Here is an 18,191-nt window from a genome sequence, read left to right as displayed (position 1 = left end):
ACCCGCGAAACACGCGCTGCCTGCGACCGAAACCTCTCGCGTTCAGACTGGCTCCACCCCGAAGCGCTCCCGCCCCGAATTGGGAGCGCACGAGAGCCGGGGCACGCACAGAGAGGTAGACAATTCGCATGGTGCTCCACACAGCAGCGGACTACGCAGAAGCCGGGACGGTCAACGCCCTGTGGCTTCTGGTCGCCGCAGCCCTCGTTCTGCTGATGACCCCCGGTGTCGCCTTCTTCTACGGCGGCATGGTCCGAGCCAAGAGCGTCGTCAGCATGATGATGATGAGCTTCGGCGCGATGGCCCTCGTCGGCGTCCTCTGGGTCGTCTACGGCTACGGCCTGTCGTTCGGGCCCGAGTCCATCAAGGGAGTCCTCGGCACGCCGGACTGGTTCCTGAGCAGCCTGATGGGCAAGGACGGACTCACCCCCGACCTCGGCGGCCTCGCGTTCGCCGGCTTCCAGGCCACGTTCGCGATCATCACCGTCGCACTGATCTCCGGCGCGATCGCCGACCGGGCCAAGTTCGGCTCGTGGATGATCTTCGCCGGCATCTGGGTGACCGTCGTGTACTTCCCGGTCGCGTACTGGGTCTTCAACCTCTCCAACGGCTGGATCGCGGCCGGCCTCCACGTCAACGACTTCGCGGGCGGCACGGCGGTCCACATCAACGCCGGTGCGGCCGGTCTCGCCCTCGCCCTCGTCCTCGGCAAGCGCGTCGGGTTCCAGAAGGGCATGAGCAAGCCCCACAACGTGCCGCTCACCCTCCTCGGTGCCGCGCTCCTGTGGTTCGGCTGGTTCGGCTTCAATGCCGGCTCCGAGGCCGCGGTGGACGGCGTGGCCGCCCTCGCCTGGGTCAACACCCTCGCCGCCCCGGCCGCCGCCACGATCGGCTGGCTGATCGTCGAGAAGCTGCGCGACGGCAAGCCGACCTCCATCGGCGCCGCATCCGGTGCGGTCGCGGGCCTCGTCGCGATCACCCCGGCCTGTAACATCCTCACCCCGGGCTGGGCGATCCTCCTCGGTGTGGTCGCCGGTGCGGTCTGCGCCCTCGCGGTCGACCTGAAGTTCAAGCTCGGCTTCGACGACTCGCTCGACGTGGTCGGCATCCACCTCGTCGGCGGCATCATCGGTACGCTCTGGATCGGCTTCTTCGGCTTCACCCACGTGGACGGCGACGCCAGCAAGCCCTTCTCGAGCCTGCTCTACGGCGGCAGCTTCCAGCAGCTCGGCGTCCAGGCGCTCGGCGCCGCGGCCGTGCTGATCTACTCCTTCGTCCTGGCCTACGCCATCGGCTGGGCGATCCAGAAGACGATCGGATTCCGCATCAACAACGAGGACGAGCTGGCCGGCGTCGACACCGTGGTCCACGGTGAAGAGGGCTACGCCCTCGAGACGGTCTGACCACTCGGTCCGAGAACACAGCACACCGAACGGGGTGCCGCCTGCGGGCGGCGCCCCGTTCGGCGTTCCGGCACGAGCGGCTCGGCTAGGGTGATGCTGGCATTTCGAGGCGAAGGGGCGGGATGACGACGGCGACGAGCGAGCAGCTGGATGCCCTCCTGCTGTTCTTCTGCGGCGCGCTGACACTGCTCGTCGTGCCGGGCCTGGCTTTCCTCGTCGGTGGGCTCGCGGGGAGGGAGCGGGCCAGACGGGCGCTGCTGTTCGTCCTCTCGGGGACCGCGGTCGTCGTCCTCCTCTGCGTGCTGGGCGGCTACGGGATGATCGCGGGCGACCCGCTCGTCCCTCATCTCGTCGGGGTCCCCGACGTCGGCCTCGCCGGGCAGCACGGGACGTACGCGCTCGCCCGGGCCGGAGCCCTGATCGCCGTCTGCGCGGTGGCGATCGCCGTCGTCGGCGCCGCGGTGGCCTCCCGCATCACCCTGCGCGCCTGGCTGGCCTTCTGCGTGCTGTGGAGCGCGCTCGTGCTCTTCCCGGCCGGGTACGCGGTGTTCGCGCTCGGCGACGGCTGGGCGGTGTCCCTGCTGGGCGTCGTCGATTACGGCGGCGCACTGCCGGTCGGGCTCGCCGCGGGGGCGTCTGCCGCCGGTGTGATCGTGGCCTGCGGGCGCGGCGAGCATCCGGCCGAGAGCGGGCGCAGCCTCCCGATCGTCGCGATCGGCGGGACGCTCGTGTGGGTCGGCTGGCTCGGGCTCGTGACAGGCTCCGAGGGCGCGGTCGATCAGTACACGGCACCGATCGCGATCAACGCCTTCCTGGCCGCGTCGGCGGGCTGCCTGATGTGGATGCTCGTCGACCGCGTCCTCCTGCGCCGCCCGACCCTGGTCAGCGTGTTCTGCGGTGCGGCGTCGGGGCTGGTGGCGATCACACCCGCGTCCGGGGTCCTCACCCTCGGCTGGTCCCTCCTCCTCGGCGCCCTCGCCGCCCTCGCCTGCGCCACCATGGTCGACGTGGCGGCGCGCGCACGTTTCGGGCCCGCGCTCGCGCTCTGCGTGATCATGATCGTGGGGAGCGTCGTCGGGCTCCTCTTCGCCGGCCTGTTCGGAGCGGGCGGCGGGATGGTCGAGAGCGGCAACTTCGACCTCTTCATCGCGCAGGGCGTCTCGGCGGTCGCCGTCCTGGTCTACGCGTTCGTGGTGGCATTGCTGATCGCCCTGCTGCTGCGCTACACGATCGGCCTGACCCGCGTCCGCTATGGTGCGGAGGGTGGCCTCCCCTCGACGATTCCTGAGCGCGCTCGCCCGGCTGTTCCGGCCGAGCCCGCGCCCCGCACCCTCCGCCCCCGCCGCTGAGCCGGGTCGCTCCGGCGCGACTGCCACGGAGCAGGTCGATCCGCGGCGGCTCGGCGCCATCCGCACGTCGTACGTGCCGGACACGGACGGCGACGCCGACCCGGGGGAGATCGTCTGGACGTGGGTGCCGTTCGAGGAGGCGGACGGCCGCGGCAAGGACCGCCCGGTCCTCGTCGTCGCCGCGGAGAACCGCAGCACCGTCCTGGCGGTGGCCCTGACCAGTCAGGAGCACCCGGGCCGCCCCGAGTACGTGCCGGTGGGCGCGGGGGCCTGGGACGGCAAGCACCGCCCGAGCTACGCACGCGTCGACCGCGTCTACCGCGTCCATCAGGGCGGGATGCGGCGGGAGGCGGCCGCCCTCGACCGCGTGCCGTTCGACGCCGTGCGTGCGGCCCTGCGGAAGCGGTACGGCTGGCGCTGAGGCCTCCTGGCGAAACGGTTCGTCACAGCGCGTCGCACGGCGCAATGCGACCGTGCCGCGCCGCGATGCGGACACTAGTGTTGCCGCATGCCAGAGGACTGTACCTGGGACTTCGAGACGCGTCAGATCCACGCGGGGGCGGTGATCGACGCCGAGACGCGCTCCCGCGTCACGCCGATCTACCAGACCGCCGGCTACGTCTTCGACGACTTCGACGACGGTGAGGCGCGCTTCGCCGGGCGGAGCGCCTACCGCGCGTACTCGCGCAACGAGAACCCCACCAATGCCGTCGCCGGTCGTCGCATCGCCGACCTCGAGGGGGGCGTCGACGGCATCGTCGTCGCGAGCGGGCAGGCCGCGATCGCCGCGGCGCTCACGGCCCTGGCGGCCTCGGGCGACCACGTGCTCGTGACCCGGTCCCTCTATGAAGGCACGCGGGAGATGTTCCGCGGCGTGCTCGCCCGGCAGGGCATCGAGTTCGAGTACGTCGCCGACGACGCCTCCGACGCCGAGTGGGCCGCGCGGGTCCGACCGACCACCCGGGCGGTCTACACCGAGACATTGCCGAACCCGCTCAACCACGTGGTCGACATCGAGCGGCTGGCCCGGATCGCCCACAGCGCAGGGCTGCCGCTCGTGGTGGACAACACCGTCCCGACCCCGTATCTGTGGCGGCCGATCGAGAACGGTGCGGACATCGTCATCCACTCGACCTCGAAGTGGCTGGCCGGGCACGGCGCGGTGCTGGGCGGCGCGATCGTCGACGCGGGACGGTTCGACTGGTCCGCGCACGCGGACCGCTTCCCGCAGCTGACCGAGCCGCCGCGTGCCGGCGTCGCGTCGTTCGTCGAGCGCTTCGGCGCCGGCGCGTACCTGGCGTACGTGCGGACCGTGATCGTGCTCGAGTACGGCCCGACGGTGCCGCCGTCCAGCACCTTCCTCCTGCTGCACGGGATCGAGACTCTCTCGGTGCGGATGGACCGGCACGTGTCCAACGCGCAGGCCGTCGCAGAGCTGCTGGAGAGCCGCGCTGAGGTCGCCCGCGTGTTCTATCCGGGTCTGGAGGATGACCCCGGTCACGCGCTCGCGCAGAAGTACCTGCCCAAGGGGCCGGGGTCGATCGTGTCGTTCGAGCTCGCCGGCGGGCGGGAGGCGGCTCGCCGCTTCATCGACGCACTGCAGCTCGTCACGCCGATGACCCACATCGGCGACGTGCGGAGCCTCGCGATCCACCTCGCCAGCACCATCCACGCCAAACTCACGCCGGAGGAGCGCACGGCGGCGGGGATCACGCCCGGGCTCATCCGGCTCTCGATCGGCCTGGAGAGCCCGCGCGACCTCGTGGCCGACCTCTCGGCCGCCCTGGATGCCGCCGGCGACTGATCGACGGTCGGCGGCCCGTCCGCCGGGAGCGGATCACGAAACGCCGTTCCGGTTCACACGGAACGGCGTTTCGCGGGCGCCTCAGACGGCGTGGGCGAGTGCCGGGGCGGAGGCGCGAGCGGCACGAGCGGTGCGGGCGTCGACGGTGGCGGCGATGCGGCGCACCGCCTCGACGACCGTTGACGGGTCGCATGCCAGGTTGAGCCGGGCGAACCCGCGGCCGGGCTCTCCGAAGGCGAGCCCGGAGTTCAGTGCGACGCGGCCCTCGTCGATGAGGATGCGCGCAGGATCGTCGCCGAGCCCGGTGGCGCGGAAGTCGAGCCAGACGAGGTAGCCCGCGTCGGGGCGGATCGCGCGGACGGACGGCGCGTGCGCGGCGAGCTCGGCCTCCAGCAGCCGCACATTCGACACGAGGAGGTCGAGCAGGCCGTCGCGCCAGTCCAGGCAGGAGAGGGCGGCGACGTTGGCGTGCAGGCCCAGGATGCTGGTGCGTGCGGCGAGCTCCTCGGGGAGCCCGGTCAGGAGCTCGGCCGAGCGCTCGTCGGCGGCGACGACGACGGCGCACTTGAGGCCTGCGAGGTTCCACGCCTTGCTGGCGGAGGTCACGGTCACGGCGCGGGCTCCGGCAGCGCGCGCGACGGGGGCGAAGGGGGTGAAGACGGTGCCGGGGTGAGCGAGCGGGGCGTGCACCTCGTCGCTGACGACGAACACGTCGTACGTGGCGGCGAGCCGAGCGAGCGCCTCCAGGGCGGCGCGGCTGTGACATCGGCCGGTCGGGTTCTGCGGGTTGCAGAGCAGCAGCGCGTCCACGCCTCCCGCGAACGCCCGCTCGATGCCGGCGAGGTCGAGCGACCAGCCCTCGTGCTCGAGGAGCGGCACGGTCACGGCGACGGCGTCGGCCTCCTCGATCATCTCGAAGAACGGCGGATACACCGGGGGAGTGAGCACCACCCGGCCACCGGACTCCGGCAGCGCCAGGCGCAGGGCCTCCACCACGCCGACGGTCACATCCGTCGCGAGGTGCACCCAGTCCGTGTCGACGTCCCAACCCCAGGCGTCCTGGGCGAAGCGGGCCAATGCCGGCGCGAGCGGACCGGCGGAGTCGAGGTAGCCGGTGTCCGAGTTGCGGAGGGTCTCCGCGACACGGTCGAGCACGGCCGGTTCCACGTCGAAGTCCATCTCCGCCACGAAGACAGGGAGGACGTCCGCCGGGTAGCGGCGCCATTTGATACTCGACCTGGTCGCATAGAGCTGCTCCAGGGGACGTGCCGGTCCGAAGCTCATGCAGTTCAGGGTGCCTCAGCCCGGCGCGCCACGCGAGCGGACCCGTCACGCGGCGTAGCAATGCGCGAGCGCCGAACGCGAGAAGGCCCCCGGCGAACCGGGGGCCTTCATTGTGGTGGGCGATACCAGACTCGAACTGATGACCTCTTCCGTGTGAAGGAAGCGCGCTACCAACTGCGCCAATCGCCCGTGTGTTCCGCGGCCGGTCACCCGGCTGCGAGATTCGATACTAGCCGACGCAGGGCGCCGTTCGCACATCGGCGGACCCGGGCGCGGCGACACACCCGGGAGGCGTGTCCCGTTTTGGTTTCGGCGAAAGGATCGGCTAAAGTCATTCAAGTGCCGCAGGGAACTGCGGAACGAAATGCGGATGTAGCGCAGTTGGTAGCGCATCACCTTGCCAAGGTGAGGGTCGCGAGTTCGAATCTCGTCATCCGCTCGAGTGGGCCCGGTCTCGTCAGATGCCGGGCTTCTCGATACGGTACGGTTTTATCCGTGTTGTTGGCTTCGGTGGATTGGCCGAGAGGCGAGGCAGCGGCCTGCAAAGCCGTATACACGGGTTCGAATCCCGTATCCACCTCGATCCTGAACCTGGTTCAGGCTCTGGGCGATTGGCGCAGCGGTAGCGCGCTTCCCTGACACGGAAGAGGTCACTGGTTCGATCCCAGTATCGCCCACCGAGAGAAACCCCCGGGTTACCGGGGGTTTCGTCGTTTCTGCCGTCGTCATTGCAGATATTGTCGCGTGTGTCGTGTCCCTATGTAGCAGCGGCGGAGCTGCGCGCGACGAGGTGATACCCGATCCCGAAGCCTATGCGGGCGTCGCTAGACGGCGAAAAGCTAGCTACGCACGAGATGACCTTCTAGGCAGAACGAACGTGACCGGATGGAGCGGAATCGACCCGGCGACGAGTGATCTCGCCCGACGGGGTGGGTCTCGTCGTGACGAAGGCAGTCGAGCCCGTGGGGTGGGCGCCCGTCCACTTCAGCGCAGAGTTCTACCGGCGCGGGGTCACGGCCGAGGACGTCAAGCCGGGCTGGACTCGGCTGTCTGACAATGTGATCGCAACGGACTGAGCACTGTCGTTCGGCCCGGCTACGAGGATGCGGGGACGGGAGTGAGCAGCACCGCGATCATGAGCGCAGCACCGAGCGTGATACTCACCCCGACGAGGATGACCAGCCAGGCCCGCTGACGGGCAGCCCGCGCAGCGAAGCCGGCGCCGATCGCAGTGCCGATCACCACAAAGATCGACAGCACGCTCCAGAGCTGGGCTTTCCAGATCGTCTCGCCGCCGTTCAGCGCAGCATTCTCGCTCCGATAGGGACCAGGCCAGCCAAGCGTGCCTCTATTCGCCGTACGCCGACCCGACTGTGACGATAAGAGCCATCCCCGCCCAGAAGAAGACCCACGCTGCGGTGTGAGCGCGGTTACGTTGTGCGCTCGAACGGTGTTCCCCGACCTCGCCGTCGTCAAAGTAGGTCACGCCTGCACCATCGCACTACCGACGCCGAATGGCTCAGTCGCGGTCGAGCTCAGCCTCTGGGCCTGCGGTACCCGTGGTGTCCTAGTACAACTCGGGGAAGGGTCGGCGACGGCCGGCGTGGCTCGATGTGCCGTTCCGGGACTCGTGTGCGACGGCGAACTTCTCGGCGTACCCGAACTGTGTCTCGTCGAAGGCCGAGGCCATGCTGTCGATCTCCGCACGGCTGATGCCGTTGCCGACTGCGAGCACCGGCCACGTGGCGACGGCGCCGAGTACCGGGATGAGGGCATCGGCGGCATCCGTGGCGTTCATCCGGTAGACCTGGCTCGATTCGATCAGGTGGCGGATGTCCCGGTTCGCCGGATCGTCACGGTCGCTGATCGCACGAGAGCGCACCAGGTTTCCCGCCCGGGTGGGATTCACGTCGTAGAGCGGGCTCAGCCTCCAACTGGACCCCTCGCGGAGGAAGCCGTGGTTCTTCCAGTGGTCATCGACGTTGCCGACGAGCACCGTGAGCGCCACGCGCTGGAACAGCTCGCGAAGTTCCTCTCTCGAGTACTCAGGCGCGAGGTGGTCGACGGCGTCCGCTAAGTCGGCGTAGGTGGCTCGCTGGTTCTGTGGAGTGAGCTGCATCGCGGTCATGGCGGAGATGAAGCCGACTCTGTGTTGGTGGGGGTCGGGTGCGCCGACGCGATCGAAGCGCTCGATGAGCAGTGACGACTCGTGCTCGGCGAGCCGGACCAGCCTGTGCCTCGGGACGCGAAGCCCCGCCCGCTCGGCGATGTCGAGTGCGGTAGCCTCCCATGCCTCGAGGTCCGAGCGCCGGTCGCGGTTGGAGGGCAGCTTCAGCATCCAGAGGGCGCCGTCGGGGTCCCTGATCGTCGCCTTCGGGCGTGCGCCGCCGAGGCTGGAGCCGGCGAAGCGAAGGATCTCGATGTCGTCGTCGGTCGCCTCGTACTCCTCGAAGCGCGCTGCGGCCTCCGCGATGCGCCGCACGCTGTGCTGGGTCGGGGCCGTGTGCTGGGCAGCGGTGAGCCACTGGTATGGCCCGGGCGTTCCCCCAGGCGCAGGCGTTGCTCCAAGCGCAGTGAAGCGCAGCGCGCCCATGCGCGTGAGGTCGTTCTGCTGCACCAGGTGATCGAACTCGCCGATCGCGCGCGGTTGACTCTCGCCGCGCTGGAGTTGGTACTCGGCGTCGATCAGGCCAGTGCCCCAGTCATCGGGGGTCACGTCGGCGAACGCGCCGAAGAGCGTAGTGTCGCCCCCGGAGTACTGGCGTCCGGAAACGAGCGGCAGGTCAGGGGAGAGCGCGTAGCGGGCGGGGTTGGCCAGGTAGGACGCGGCGTACTCGAACGAGCTGCCCGCGAGGGTGCGCCCGCCCATGAAGGAGGCACGCAGAGAGCCCACGAGCACCGGCGCGCCAGCCCCTTCATCGAGGAAGACGTCGACGGCGTCGTGCAACTGCGTCGGTTCGCCGGCCATGATCTATCTCCCTTCACGGTCCTGAGTCTGGACGCCGACTTCCTCGTCCATGAGGGCGCGGCCGGCAGGGGACTTCCACGGGTCCGTACTCTCCACCAGCGTGTTCGCGATGCCAAGCGACGTGAGGACGGCCAGCACGGAGTCCAGTCGAGGTGAGCCTGAGCCCTGCTCAAGGGCACGCAGAGTGTCGCGGGTGACGTGAGCACGCTCAGCGAGCTGCACGGCACTGAGGCCCTGCAGCTTCCGCCAGCGTTCGATGTTGGAGCCGAGCTCAGCGAGGAGCCTGTCGCGTGCCGGCGATTGCCTTCTGACCATTTGCGTCCCCCGTGGCGGTTATACCTGTCAAGGCTAACGGATTTGGCGTATATACGCTACACGGTGGTCGATGGCGTAGCGGGTCCGAGGCGCGACTTCCCGTTGCGGGTGTCCTCGATTGTTCGCGGGGACCTACGCCGGATACTGGTCGATCCAGAAGCCGGACAGGCGCCACAGGCCGATGGCGACGAGCACCATCAGGGCGCCAACCGCCGTCCACACGGTCCCGTCGACGAATCGGGCGCGGACGGTGAGTCGCAGCACCGCGATCGCGACCGCGCTGAGCACAACGAGGACCCCGGCGGCGGCGATCCACCCGAACGCGGCGACCGCGGCGTCGTGAGCCTCCTGCCGGGTGCCGTAAGAGATCGTGTACGCGGACGCGAAGAACCGCAGGAGAGCGACGGCACACATCCCGATCGGTGCGAGGAAGAGTCCGACGACGCCGATCAGATTGACGGCCGCTCGTATCGGAGCAGGCGTGCGAGGTTTCGACGCCAGCAGCGGACTATCCGCATTTCGCTCGGTCATCGACGCCCCCACAAGACTCCGCCAGCTTTCGCAGCCGAGCCTAGCGGGGTAGATCCCCAGGGAGTTCTGAAACACCCCCGACATCCACGTTCCCTAGAGTCGACGTATGAGCTTCACCATCACCTCCGCCGATTTCGGCTCGACCGCGCTCCGCGACTTCCTCCAGGCACACCTCGACGACATGGAGCCGACGGCGCCTCCGGAGAGCAGGCACGCTCTCGATCTCGAGGGCCTGCAGCGGCCGGGGGTGCGCGTCTGGACGGCGATCGACGGGGATGCGGTGATCGGGACGGCCGCCCTCGCCCCGATCGAGGACGGCTGGGAGGAGCTCAAGAGTATGCGGACCGCACCGGAGCGACGAGGTGAGGGGATCGCCGCCCGCCTTCTCGTGCACGTGCTCGTCGATGCCCAGGATCGCGACGTGCAGCGCGTGTCCCTCGAGACCGGGTCGCAGGAGTTCTTCGCTCCCGCCCGGCGGCTGTACGCCCAGGCGGGATTCGCCGAGTGCGAGCCGTTCGCGTCGTATCTGCCCGACCCGAACAGCGTGTTCATGACTCGGCCGCTGGGGGACTGACGCCCGACGCCTCCTGCGTCCCGAGCGGTCCGCCGCCCCCAGTAGAGTTGATCCGTTCCCTTTACCGACGAAATAAGGAGTGGACAGGTGGCCGACGGCTTCGAGCTCTTCACCGACCGTTCCGTTGTCGCGATGCGCGTCAACGGCGAACTGAAGGACCTCGCGACGACCGTCACTACGACCGACGTCGTCGAGCCGGTCACGATCGACTCGGCGGACGGCCTCAACATCCTGCGCCACTCCACCGCCCACGTCCTCGCGCAGGCCGTGCAGGCGGTCAACCCGGAGGCCAAGCTCGGCATCGGTCCGCCCATCACCGACGGCTTCTACTACGACTTCGACGTCACGGAACCCTTCACCCCCGAGGACCTCAAAGCCCTCGACAAGGAGATGTCGCGCATCGTCCGCGCCGGCCAGCGCTTCGTGCGCCGGGTCGTCACCGACGACGAGGCGCGCGCGGAACTCGCGGGCGAGCCGTACAAGCTCGAGCTGATCGGCCTCAAGGGCTCCGCCTCCGACGGCGACACGGTCGCATCGGACTCCGGTGAGAACGTCGAGGTGGGCGGCGGCGAGCTGACCATCTACGACAACGTCGACCCGAAGTCGGGGGAAACGGTCTGGAAGGACCTCTGCCGCGGCCCGCACCTGCCGAACACGCGCATGATCGGAAACGGCTGGGCGCTCACCCGCGTCGCCGCCGCGTACTGGCGCGGCTCGGAGAAGAACCCGCAGCTGCAGCGCGTCTACGGCACCGCCTGGCCGACCAAGGACGAACTCCGCGCCTACCAGACCCGCATGGAGGAGGCCGCCAAGCGCGACCACCGCAAGCTGGGCGCAGAGCTCGACCTGTTCTCGTTCCCCGAGGAGATCGGCTCCGGTCTCGCGGTCTTCCACCCGCGCGGGGGGATCATCCGCAAGGAGATCGAGGACTACATGCGCGAGCGGCTGATCGCGAACGGCTACGAGGTCGTGAACACCCCGCACATCACCAAGGCGCACCTGTTCGAGACCAGCCAGCACCTCAACTGGTACAAGGACGGCATGTTCCCGCCCATGCACCTCGACGAGGAGCACGACGCGGACGGCAACATCACCCGGCAGGGGCAGGACTACTACCTCAAGCCGATGAACTGCCCGATGCACAACCTGATCTTCCGGGCGCGCGGCCGCAGCTACCGCGAGCTCCCGCTCCGCCTGGCCGAGTTCGGGACCGTCTACCGGTACGAGAAGTCGGGAACGCTGTCCGGCCTCACCCGCGTGCGCGGCCTCACCCAGGACGACGCCCACATCTACGTGACGGACGACCAGATCAAGGACGAAGTCGCCAGCCAGCTCCAGTTCGTGCTGGAGACCCTGCGCGGCTACGGTCTCACCGACTTCTACCTCGAGCTCTCCACCAAGGACCCGGAGAAGTACGTCGGCAGCGACGAGAGCTGGGAGACGGCGACGGAGACCCTGAGGGAGGTCGCCGTCGAGTCCGGTCTCGAGCTCGTGGACGACCCCGCGGGGGCGGCGTTCTACGGCCCGAAGATCTCGGTGCAGGCGCGCGACGCGATCGGTCGCACCTGGCAGCTCTCGACGGTCCAGCTCGACTTCAACCAGCCGGAGCTGTTCGAGCTGGAGTACAACGCGGCCGACGGCACCCGCAAGCAGCCGGCGATGATCCACCGGGCGCTGCTCGGCTCGATCGAGCGGTTCTTCGCGATCCTGCTCGAGCACTACGCGGGCGCCTTCCCGGTCTGGCTGTCGCCGGTCCAGGTGGTGGGCATCCCCGTCGCCGACGCGTACGGTCCGTTCCTCGACGAGGTCATCGCGAAGCTCCGCGCCCAGGGCGTGCGAGCCGAGGTCGACCACTCCGACGACCGCATGCAGAAGAAGATCCGCACGCACACCAAGGCGAAGGTGCCGTTCCAGCTCATCGTGGGCGAGGAGGATGCGGGCGCCGGCACGGTCAGCTTCCGCTTCCGCGACGGCACCCAGCTCAACGGCGTCCCGGTCGAGGACGCGATCGAGCGCATCGTCGGGAGCATCCGCAGCCACGAGCTGGTCGACACCGCATGGCTCGACTGAGTCTGGACGACTACGCCGCCCACGAGGGCGACGGTCACGACGGCGTCGGCGCGGACGAGGTCCGCGTCGACGACCCGTCGTACCTCGTCGGGGTGCCCGATGAGTTCCAGCGCCTGTGGACCCCGCACCGGATGGTCTACATCCAGCACGGCCAGCAGCCGGGCAAGGACGACTGCCCGTTCTGCGTCGCGCCCAGCATGAGCGACGAGGACGCCCTGATCGTCGCCCGCGGCGAGCACGCGTACGCGCTGCTCAATCTGTTCCCGTACAACAGCGGCCACCTGCTCGTCTGCCCGTACCGCCACATCGCCACCTACGACGAGGCGACGCCCGAGGAGGTCGCCGAGATCGGCTCCCTCACGCAGACGGCGATGCGGGTGATCCGCGAGGTGTCGAAGAACGACGGCTTCAACATCGGGATGAACCAGGGAGCCATCGCGGGCGCGGGCATCGCCGCGCACCTACACCAGCACATCGTGCCGCGCTGGGCGCAGGACGCCAACTTCCTGCCGATCATCGCCAAGACCAAGGCGCTCCCGCAGCTGCTCGGCGACGTGCGCGCCTCCCTCGCCGCGGCCTGGCCGACAGCCTGAGGCTGCGCGGGGTCAGCGCACGCGGCGCACGGCGAACTGCTCGCGCGGGTTCGCGTAGAACTCCTGCGACTCGACGAGCTGGAGCTCGCGGTCGCCGGACTCCAGGGTGCGGGTGAGCAGGTCGAACACGCTCGACACGGTCTTGCGCAGAGCGGTCTCGGCGTCGCCGGTGCGCACGTAGTGCGCGGTGAACAGCGCCGCGGTGACGTCTCCCGAGCCGTTCGCCTTCATGGGCAGGCGCGGGGTCTGCACGATCCACGCGCCCGCGTCGTCGGCGGCGAGCATCTCGATCGTGTCGTCCGGCTGGTCGGGGCGCTCGACACTGGTGACGAGCACGGTGCGCGGACCCATGGCGCGCGCGGCGTCCACCGACTCCAGGGTCGACTCGAGGGTGTCGGGCGTCGTCCCGGTGAGGAAGCCGAGCTCGAACTGGTTGGGCGTGATGATGTCGGCGACCGGCACCACGCGGTCGCGCAGCAGGTCGGGGATGGCGGGCGCGACGAAGCAGCCGGACTTGGCGTTGCCCATCACCGGATCGCACGCGTACACGGCATCGGGGTTCGCGGCCTTCACGCGGGCGACCGCGTCGATGATCACGTCGCCGATCCCCTCGCCGCCCTGATAGCCGGAGAGGACCGCGTCGACCTGCCCGAGCACCCCGCGCTCCTCGATGCCCGTGATGACCTCACGCACGTCGTCCGGCGCGATGAGCGGGCCCCGCCAGGCCCCGTACCCGGTGTGGTTGGAGAAGTTCACCGTGTAGACGGGGAGCACCTCGACGCCGATCCGCTGGAGGGGGAACACGGCGGCGGAGTTGCCGACGTGACCGTAGGCGACCGCGGACTGGATCGAGAGGATCTTCATCCCTCGATCCTCTCACCTCCCGGCACGTGTCTCGTGCGCTCGGCGGGGCCGACACGGGCGCCCGCACCGGCACCGGCCGCGTCGGCGAGGTCGTCGGCGAGACGCGCGGCCTCCTCGTCCGTCAGGTCGTGCACGGTCAGACGCAGATGCCGGGAGGGCAGCGGGTTCTCCGCGAGCACGAACTCGTCGCCCGTGCGGGCGAGCCAGCCGCGCCGCATCAGCCGGTCGGCGACCTGCCGTGCCTCGATCGGCAGCTCGACCCAGAGATTGAGCCCATCCGCGGCCTCGGCGGGGAGGCCGCGTGCGGCGAGGAGCGCGGCGAACGCCGTGTTGCGTTCCGCGTAGTGCCTGCCCGCTGCGGCCACCATCTCCATGGCGTCCGCATCGGTGAGCTGGGCGAGCACGAGCCGTTGCAGGATGTGGCTGACCCAGGTCGTGCCCGGGCTGAGCCGGAAGGCGAGCCGGTCCGCCGTCTCCGGATCCGTCGCCGCCACGGCGAGGCACATGTCGGGCCCGAGGAACTTGGACACGGAGCGGACCAGCGCGTACCGGAGGTGGCCCGGCCCGATGAGCGTCTCGTAGGAGCGCTGGGAGAGCATCGAGTAGTGGTCGTCCTCGATGATGAGCACGTACGGGTGGTCGGCGAGGATCCCGCGGAGTTCGGCGGCGCGCCGTGGGGAGAGCGTCGCGCCCGTGGGGTTCTGGGCGCGCGGCGTGCAGATGATGGCCCGGACGCCGGCGTCGAGGGCGGCCCGCAGGCCCGCTGCGGTCATGCCCTCCGCGTCGACGGGCACCGGTACGGCCCGGTAACCGCCCAGACGGACGGTGTGGATGCTGGCGAGGAAGCACGGATCCTCGAGTGCGACGGCGTCGTCGCGCAGGAGGGCTTGGGCCAGCAGCCGTTCGACGGCGTCCGCCGCACCGTTCGTGACCGTGATCCGTACATCCCGATCCGGGAGGTCGTCGTGGACCCAGGCCAGGGCGCGCTCGTCGAGCGCGGGGTCGATTACCGGTTCGCCGTAGAGCACCGGGCGTCCCAGCGCGCCGGCCAGCGCCGCCGAGGGGTCCGGGATGCGACGGGGGTCGGGGTTGCCGGTCCCGATGTCGTGGAGGACGCTGTCCGCCGCGTACCCGTCCTGGGCGACGACGTCGAGGCCGGCGATGACCGTACCGGCGCGTCCCCGCGCGACGACGACCCCGGCCTGTGCCAGCAGACGGTATGCGGCCACGGCGGTGTTGCGGTTCACGCCGAGACGGCCGGCGAGCTCCCGGACCGGCGGGAGGGCGTCGCCCCGGCGGAGTGCGCCGCGCTCGTGCAGCGCGCGCACGCTCGCCGCGATCTCGGCCGCCGTGGTGCCCGTGATGGTCAGTTCGTCCATGTCGCCTCCGAGTCTAGTGAGCCGGGCCGATGATGCTATGGTTCGGCATAGGCCAAAGAGAATTACGTTCCGCATGAAAGGGCGACCATGACAGACCAGGACCAGCGCACCTCCACCGGATCGAGCCGCGTCAAGCGCGGGCTCGCCGAGATGCTGAAGGGCGGCGTCATCATGGACGTCGTCACCCCCGAGCAGGCCCGGATCGCCGAGGACGCCGGTGCGGTCGCCGTGATGGCGCTCGAGCGCGTGCCCGCCGATATCCGCGCACAGGGCGGTGTCGCCCGCATGAGCGATCCCGACCTGATCGACGCGATCATCGCCGAGGTGTCCATCCCGGTCATGGCGAAGGCGCGCATCGGGCACTTCGTCGAGGCGCAGGTGCTCGAGGCGCTCGACGTCGACTACATCGACGAGTCCGAAGTGCTGTCGCCGGCCGACTACGTCAACCACATCGACAAGTGGAAGTTCACCGTGCCCTTCGTCTGCGGCGCGACCAACCTCGGCGAGGCGCTCCGCCGCATCAACGAAGGCGCGGCGATGATCCGCTCCAAGGGCGAGGCCGGCACCGGCGACGTCTCCGAGGCGACCAAGCACATCCGCAAGATCACCTCCGAGATCAACGCCCTGACATCGATGTCGAAGGACGAGCTCTACGTCGCCGCGAAGGAGCTCCAGGCGCCGTACGAGCTGGTCGCCGAGATCGCGGAGACCGGGAAGCTCCCGGTCGTGCTGTTCACCGCAGGCGGCGTGGCCACTCCGGCCGACGCGGCCATGATGATGCAGCTCGGCGCGGACGGCGTGTTCGTCGGCTCCGGCATCTTCAAGTCCGGCAACCCGGAGCAGCGCGCCGCCGCCATCGTCAAGGCGACGACGTTCTTCGACGACGCGAAGGTCGTCGCGGAGGTCTCGCGCGGCCTCGGCGAGGCGATGGTCGGCATCAACGTCGCCGACCTCGCAGCACCGCACCGCCTGTCCGAGCGTGGCTGGTAAGTGCTGACCGGTCAGCAGACGGCACGCGTCGGCGTCCTCGCCCTCCAGGGAGACTTCCGCGAGCACATCGCGGTCCTCCGGGGGCTGGGCGCCGACGCGTCGCCCGTGCGGCGGCCCGAGGAGCTCGCGTCGATCGACGGGCTCGTCATCCCCGGCGGCGAGTCCAGCGTCATGGACAAGCTGTCCCGGGCGTTCGGGCTGGCGGAGCCGCTGAAGGAGGCCATCGCCGGCGGTCTGCCCGTGTACGGCACGTGCGCCGGGCTGATCATGCTCGCCGACACGATCGTCGACGGCATCGCCGGCCAGCAGAGCCTCGGCGGTCTGGATGTGGCGGTGCGCCGCAACGCGTTCGGCTCGCAGGTGGACTCCTTCGAGACGGACCTCGACATCCCGGCGATCGGTGGCGGCCCGCTGCACGCCGTGTTCATCCGTGCGCCCATCGTCGAGTCCCTCGGCGACCGTGCGACCGCTCTCGCACGGGTCGGCGACGGTCGCGTGGTGGCGGTGGAGCAGGGCGATCTGCTCGGGACGTCGTTCCATCCCGAGATCACGGGGGACACCCGCTTCCACGAGTACTTCCTCGGCAAGGTACGCTCGCGCGGGTGACCTCGCCCAGCCCTTCCGTCTTCCCCCACGAGTGCTTCCCTTACGAGTCGCAGTGGGGCGACCTGGAGTACAACGAGCCGTTGATCGTCCGCGGCGAGGCGCCGGGGCGTCATCACGACTGGAGGGCGGACGGGTACGCGTCCGAGACCGAGTACGAGTTCTGGGCGGCGCACGTCTGCGGGCTCGCCTGCCTGCGCTCCGTCCTGCGCGCGTGGCGGCCGGAGCTCGGCATCGTGCCGATGGCGGAGCTCATCGAGGGCGCCGTCCGCGCCGGCGCGCTGGTCCGGCGGGAGGACACGGTCGACGGTCTCTACTACCGGCCGTTCCTGGCGTGGATCGCCGACGAGTTCGGAATCGACGGGGAGGTCGTCGAGCGGACGCCCACGGCCGGGTTCCTCCCGCTCGTGCGGCCCGGCCAGGTCGTCCTGGCCTCCGTCTCGCCCGAGATCCGGTGGCCCCAGCGCCCGAACGAGCGGCGCGGAGGGCATCTGGTGCTCGTGCACGGCCGGGAGGGGGACCGTTTCATCTTCCACAACCCGTCCGGCATCGCGGAGATGGCGGCGGACGCGACGGCCGATGTCGAGACGTTCGCCCGGTTCCACGCCGAGCGGGGGATGGTCCTGCGCGACGGGCGGGCCGCATTACTATAGACAGGTTCAGAACGTAACTCGAGGGAGCAGCAGTGTCCGGGCATTCCAAGTGGGCCACGACCAAGCACAAGAAGGCGGTCATCGACGCACGCCGTGCCAAGTCGTTCGCCAAGCTCATCAAGAACATCGAGGTCGCGGCCAAGACCGGCGGAGCCGACATGTCCGGCAATCCGACCCTGGTCGACGCCGTCCAGAAGGCCAAGAAGACCTCGGTCCCCAACGACAACATCGACCGCGCGATCAAGCGCGGCGCCGGTCTCACCGGTGAGGTCATCGACTACACGACGATCATGTACGAGGGCTACGGCCCCGGCGGCGTCGCCCTGCTGATCGAGTGCCTCACCGAGAACAAGAACCGCGCCGCCGCCGAGGTCCGCACTGCGATGACGCGCAACGGCGGCACCATGGCCGACCCGGGCAGCGTGGCGTACAACTTCCACCGCAAGGGCGTCATCGTCGTCCCGCACGCCGCCGGCGTCGACGAGGACACCGTGCTCACGGCCGTCCTCGACGCCGGAGCGGAAGAGGTCACCGACCGGGGCGAGAGCTTCGAGGTCCTGACCGAGGCCACCGACCTCGTCGCCGCGCGCACCGCGCTGCAGGAGGCGGGGATCGACTACGACTCGGCCGACGCGGAGTTCGTCGCGACCGTCAACGTCGAGGCCGACGCCGACGTGGCCCGCAAGGTGTTCAGGCTCATCGACGCTCTCGAGGACTCGGACGACGTGCAGAACGTCTACACGAACCTCGACCTGACCCCCGAGGTCCAGGCGCAGCTCGACGAGGACGACGAGTAAGCGACCCCGCCATG

The 18,191-nt window shown here is 69.7% G+C and carries 19 protein-coding genes and 4 tRNA genes; 15 read left to right on the top strand and 8 right to left on the bottom strand.

The window, feature by feature from the left end; all coding sequences use genetic code 11:
* Positions 1-128 precede the first annotated feature (128 nt).
* From ACFVU2_RS10720 to ACFVU2_RS10705, 4 genes are all read left to right on the top strand, one after another.
* Complete coding sequence (locus tag ACFVU2_RS10720; RefSeq protein ID WP_387873761.1) at positions 129-1,403, top strand: ammonium transporter; 1,275 nt, start codon at positions 129-131, stop codon at positions 1,401-1,403.
* Positions 1,404-1,525: 122 nt separating this feature from the next.
* Positions 1,526-2,752 (top strand): ammonium transporter, encoded by a 1,227-nt coding sequence (locus ACFVU2_RS10715; protein ID WP_387873756.1) that lies wholly within the window; start codon positions 1,526-1,528, stop codon positions 2,750-2,752.
* Positions 2,667-3,173, top strand: a complete 507-nt coding sequence (locus ACFVU2_RS10710; RefSeq protein WP_387873754.1) for a type II toxin-antitoxin system PemK/MazF family toxin — start codon at positions 2,667-2,669, stop codon at positions 3,171-3,173. The genes ACFVU2_RS10715 and ACFVU2_RS10710 overlap by 86 nt, the downstream gene beginning before the upstream one ends.
* 87 nt (positions 3,174-3,260) lie before the next feature.
* Positions 3,261-4,556: an O-acetylhomoserine aminocarboxypropyltransferase/cysteine synthase family protein gene (locus ACFVU2_RS10705; protein ID WP_387873751.1), complete on the top strand. Its 1,296-nt coding sequence runs from the start codon at positions 3,261-3,263 to the stop codon at positions 4,554-4,556.
* A gap of 81 nt (positions 4,557-4,637) precedes the next feature.
* Here the strand turns inward: ACFVU2_RS10705 and ACFVU2_RS10700 are convergent, their stop codons facing one another.
* Positions 4,638-5,840 carry a MalY/PatB family protein gene (locus tag ACFVU2_RS10700; protein WP_387873749.1) on the bottom strand — a complete coding sequence of 401 codons (1,203 nt, stop codon included), beginning with the start codon at positions 5,838-5,840 and terminating at the stop codon, positions 4,638-4,640.
* 113 nt (positions 5,841-5,953) lie between these two features.
* Positions 5,954-6,029: transfer RNA gene (locus ACFVU2_RS10695), tRNA-Val, on the bottom strand.
* A gap of 177 nt (positions 6,030-6,206) precedes the next feature.
* On the opposite strand from ACFVU2_RS10695, the gene ACFVU2_RS10690 reads away from it, so the two are divergent.
* The 4 genes from ACFVU2_RS10690 (at position 6,207) to ACFVU2_RS10675 (ending at position 6,916) form a co-directional block, all read left to right on the top strand.
* Positions 6,207-6,279, top strand: a tRNA-Gly gene (locus ACFVU2_RS10690).
* A gap of 70 nt (positions 6,280-6,349) precedes the next feature.
* Positions 6,350-6,420, top strand: a tRNA-Cys gene (locus tag ACFVU2_RS10685).
* A gap of 25 nt (positions 6,421-6,445) precedes the next feature.
* Positions 6,446-6,517, top strand: a tRNA-Val gene (locus ACFVU2_RS10680).
* Positions 6,518-6,781: 264 nt separating this feature from the next.
* A complete protein-coding gene (locus ACFVU2_RS10675; RefSeq protein ID WP_387873746.1) occupies positions 6,782-6,916 on the top strand; it encodes a hypothetical protein in 135 nt (44 codons plus the stop codon).
* Positions 6,917-6,935: 19 nt separating this feature from the next.
* Here the strand turns inward: ACFVU2_RS10675 and ACFVU2_RS10670 are convergent, their stop codons facing one another.
* From ACFVU2_RS10670 to ACFVU2_RS10655, 4 genes are all read right to left on the bottom strand, one after another.
* A complete protein-coding gene (locus ACFVU2_RS10670) occupies positions 6,936-7,100 on the bottom strand; it encodes a hypothetical protein (protein WP_387873743.1) in 165 nt (54 codons plus the stop codon).
* Between the two features lie 307 nt (positions 7,101-7,407).
* Positions 7,408-8,808, bottom strand: coding sequence for a type II toxin-antitoxin system HipA family toxin (locus ACFVU2_RS10665; protein ID WP_387873740.1), 1,401 nt, complete (start codon positions 8,806-8,808; stop codon positions 7,408-7,410).
* Positions 8,809-8,811: 3 nt separating this feature from the next.
* Entirely contained in the window at positions 8,812-9,123 is a 312-nt protein-coding gene (locus ACFVU2_RS10660) for a helix-turn-helix domain-containing protein (RefSeq protein ID WP_387873737.1), read from the bottom strand.
* A gap of 132 nt (positions 9,124-9,255) precedes the next feature.
* The gene (locus ACFVU2_RS10655) at positions 9,256-9,654 is read right to left on the bottom strand and encodes a hypothetical protein (protein ID WP_387873735.1); all 399 of its coding nucleotides are present in this window, start codon (positions 9,652-9,654) and stop codon (positions 9,256-9,258) included.
* A gap of 106 nt (positions 9,655-9,760) precedes the next feature.
* Here ACFVU2_RS10655 and ACFVU2_RS10650 point away from each other — a divergent pair, with 106 nt between their 5' ends.
* From ACFVU2_RS10650 to ACFVU2_RS10640, 3 genes are all read left to right on the top strand, one after another.
* Positions 9,761-10,228: a GNAT family N-acetyltransferase gene (locus ACFVU2_RS10650; protein ID WP_387873732.1), complete on the top strand. Its 468-nt coding sequence runs from the start codon at positions 9,761-9,763 to the stop codon at positions 10,226-10,228.
* An 87-nt stretch (positions 10,229-10,315) separates the two neighbouring features.
* Positions 10,316-12,298 carry a threonine--tRNA ligase gene (gene thrS / locus ACFVU2_RS10645; protein ID WP_387873730.1) on the top strand — a complete coding sequence of 661 codons (1,983 nt, stop codon included), beginning with the start codon at positions 10,316-10,318 and terminating at the stop codon, positions 12,296-12,298.
* A complete protein-coding gene (locus ACFVU2_RS10640) occupies positions 12,286-12,891 on the top strand; it encodes an HIT family protein (RefSeq protein WP_387873726.1) in 606 nt (201 codons plus the stop codon). The genes thrS and ACFVU2_RS10640 overlap by 13 nt, the downstream gene beginning before the upstream one ends.
* 12 nt (positions 12,892-12,903) lie before the next feature.
* Here the strand turns inward: ACFVU2_RS10640 and pdxY are convergent, their stop codons facing one another.
* The gene (gene pdxY / locus ACFVU2_RS10635) at positions 12,904-13,755 is read right to left on the bottom strand and encodes a pyridoxal kinase PdxY (RefSeq protein ID WP_387873723.1); all 852 of its coding nucleotides are present in this window, start codon (positions 13,753-13,755) and stop codon (positions 12,904-12,906) included.
* Positions 13,752-15,134 (bottom strand): aminotransferase class I/II-fold pyridoxal phosphate-dependent enzyme, encoded by a 1,383-nt coding sequence (locus tag ACFVU2_RS10630; protein WP_387873720.1) that lies wholly within the window; start codon positions 15,132-15,134, stop codon positions 13,752-13,754. The genes pdxY and ACFVU2_RS10630 overlap by 4 nt, the downstream gene beginning before the upstream one ends.
* A gap of 87 nt (positions 15,135-15,221) precedes the next feature.
* Here ACFVU2_RS10630 and pdxS point away from each other — a divergent pair, with 87 nt between their 5' ends.
* Genes pdxS through ACFVU2_RS10610 form a run of 4 tightly spaced genes read left to right on the top strand, consistent with a single transcriptional unit; the run spans position 15,222 to position 18,177 of the window.
* On the top strand, positions 15,222-16,124 hold the full coding sequence (pdxS, locus tag ACFVU2_RS10625) for a pyridoxal 5'-phosphate synthase lyase subunit PdxS (protein WP_387873717.1): 903 nt from the start codon (positions 15,222-15,224) through the stop codon (positions 16,122-16,124).
* A gap of 3 nt (positions 16,125-16,127) precedes the next feature.
* The gene (gene pdxT / locus ACFVU2_RS10620; RefSeq protein ID WP_387874436.1) at positions 16,128-16,730 is read left to right on the top strand and encodes a pyridoxal 5'-phosphate synthase glutaminase subunit PdxT; all 603 of its coding nucleotides are present in this window, start codon (positions 16,128-16,130) and stop codon (positions 16,728-16,730) included.
* Positions 16,727-17,380, top strand: coding sequence for a hypothetical protein (locus tag ACFVU2_RS10615; protein ID WP_387873716.1), 654 nt, complete (start codon positions 16,727-16,729; stop codon positions 17,378-17,380). Before pdxT ends, ACFVU2_RS10615 begins: the two co-directional genes overlap by 4 nt.
* 32 nt (positions 17,381-17,412) lie before the next feature.
* Positions 17,413-18,177 carry a YebC/PmpR family DNA-binding transcriptional regulator gene (locus tag ACFVU2_RS10610; RefSeq protein ID WP_387873713.1) on the top strand — a complete coding sequence of 255 codons (765 nt, stop codon included), beginning with the start codon at positions 17,413-17,415 and terminating at the stop codon, positions 18,175-18,177.
* Positions 18,178-18,191 lie beyond the last annotated feature (14 nt).

The sequence above is a fragment of the Leifsonia sp. NPDC058194 genome, assembly GCF_042883605.1.
GTDB lineage: Bacteria > Actinomycetota > Actinomycetes > Actinomycetales > Microbacteriaceae > Leifsonia.
This window is presented reverse-complemented; position numbering and strand designations above follow the sequence as displayed.

Coding starts and splice junctions, on each gene's coding strand:
- ACFVU2_RS10720 (WP_387873761.1), top strand. CDS start 129: ATGGTGCTCCACACAGCAGCGGACTACGCAGAAGCCGGGACGGTCAAC.
- ACFVU2_RS10715 (WP_387873756.1), top strand. CDS start 1,526: ATGACGACGGCGACGAGCGAGCAGCTGGATGCCCTCCTGCTGTTCTTC.
- ACFVU2_RS10705 (WP_387873751.1), top strand. CDS start 3,261: ATGCCAGAGGACTGTACCTGGGACTTCGAGACGCGTCAGATCCACGCG.
- ACFVU2_RS10700 (WP_387873749.1), bottom strand. CDS start 5,840: ATGAGCTTCGGACCGGCACGTCCCCTGGAGCAGCTCTATGCGACCAGG.
- ACFVU2_RS10665 (WP_387873740.1), bottom strand. CDS start 8,808: ATGGCCGGCGAACCGACGCAGTTGCACGACGCCGTCGACGTCTTCCTC.
- ACFVU2_RS10660 (WP_387873737.1), bottom strand. CDS start 9,123: ATGGTCAGAAGGCAATCGCCGGCACGCGACAGGCTCCTCGCTGAGCTC.
- ACFVU2_RS10655 (WP_387873735.1), bottom strand. CDS start 9,654: ATGACCGAGCGAAATGCGGATAGTCCGCTGCTGGCGTCGAAACCTCGC.
- ACFVU2_RS10650 (WP_387873732.1), top strand. CDS start 9,761: ATGAGCTTCACCATCACCTCCGCCGATTTCGGCTCGACCGCGCTCCGC.
- ACFVU2_RS10640 (WP_387873726.1), top strand. CDS start 12,286: ATGGCTCGACTGAGTCTGGACGACTACGCCGCCCACGAGGGCGACGGT.
- pdxY (WP_387873723.1), bottom strand. CDS start 13,755: ATGAAGATCCTCTCGATCCAGTCCGCGGTCGCCTACGGTCACGTCGGC.
- ACFVU2_RS10630 (WP_387873720.1), bottom strand. CDS start 15,134: ATGGACGAACTGACCATCACGGGCACCACGGCGGCCGAGATCGCGGCG.
- pdxS (WP_387873717.1), top strand. CDS start 15,222: ATGACAGACCAGGACCAGCGCACCTCCACCGGATCGAGCCGCGTCAAG.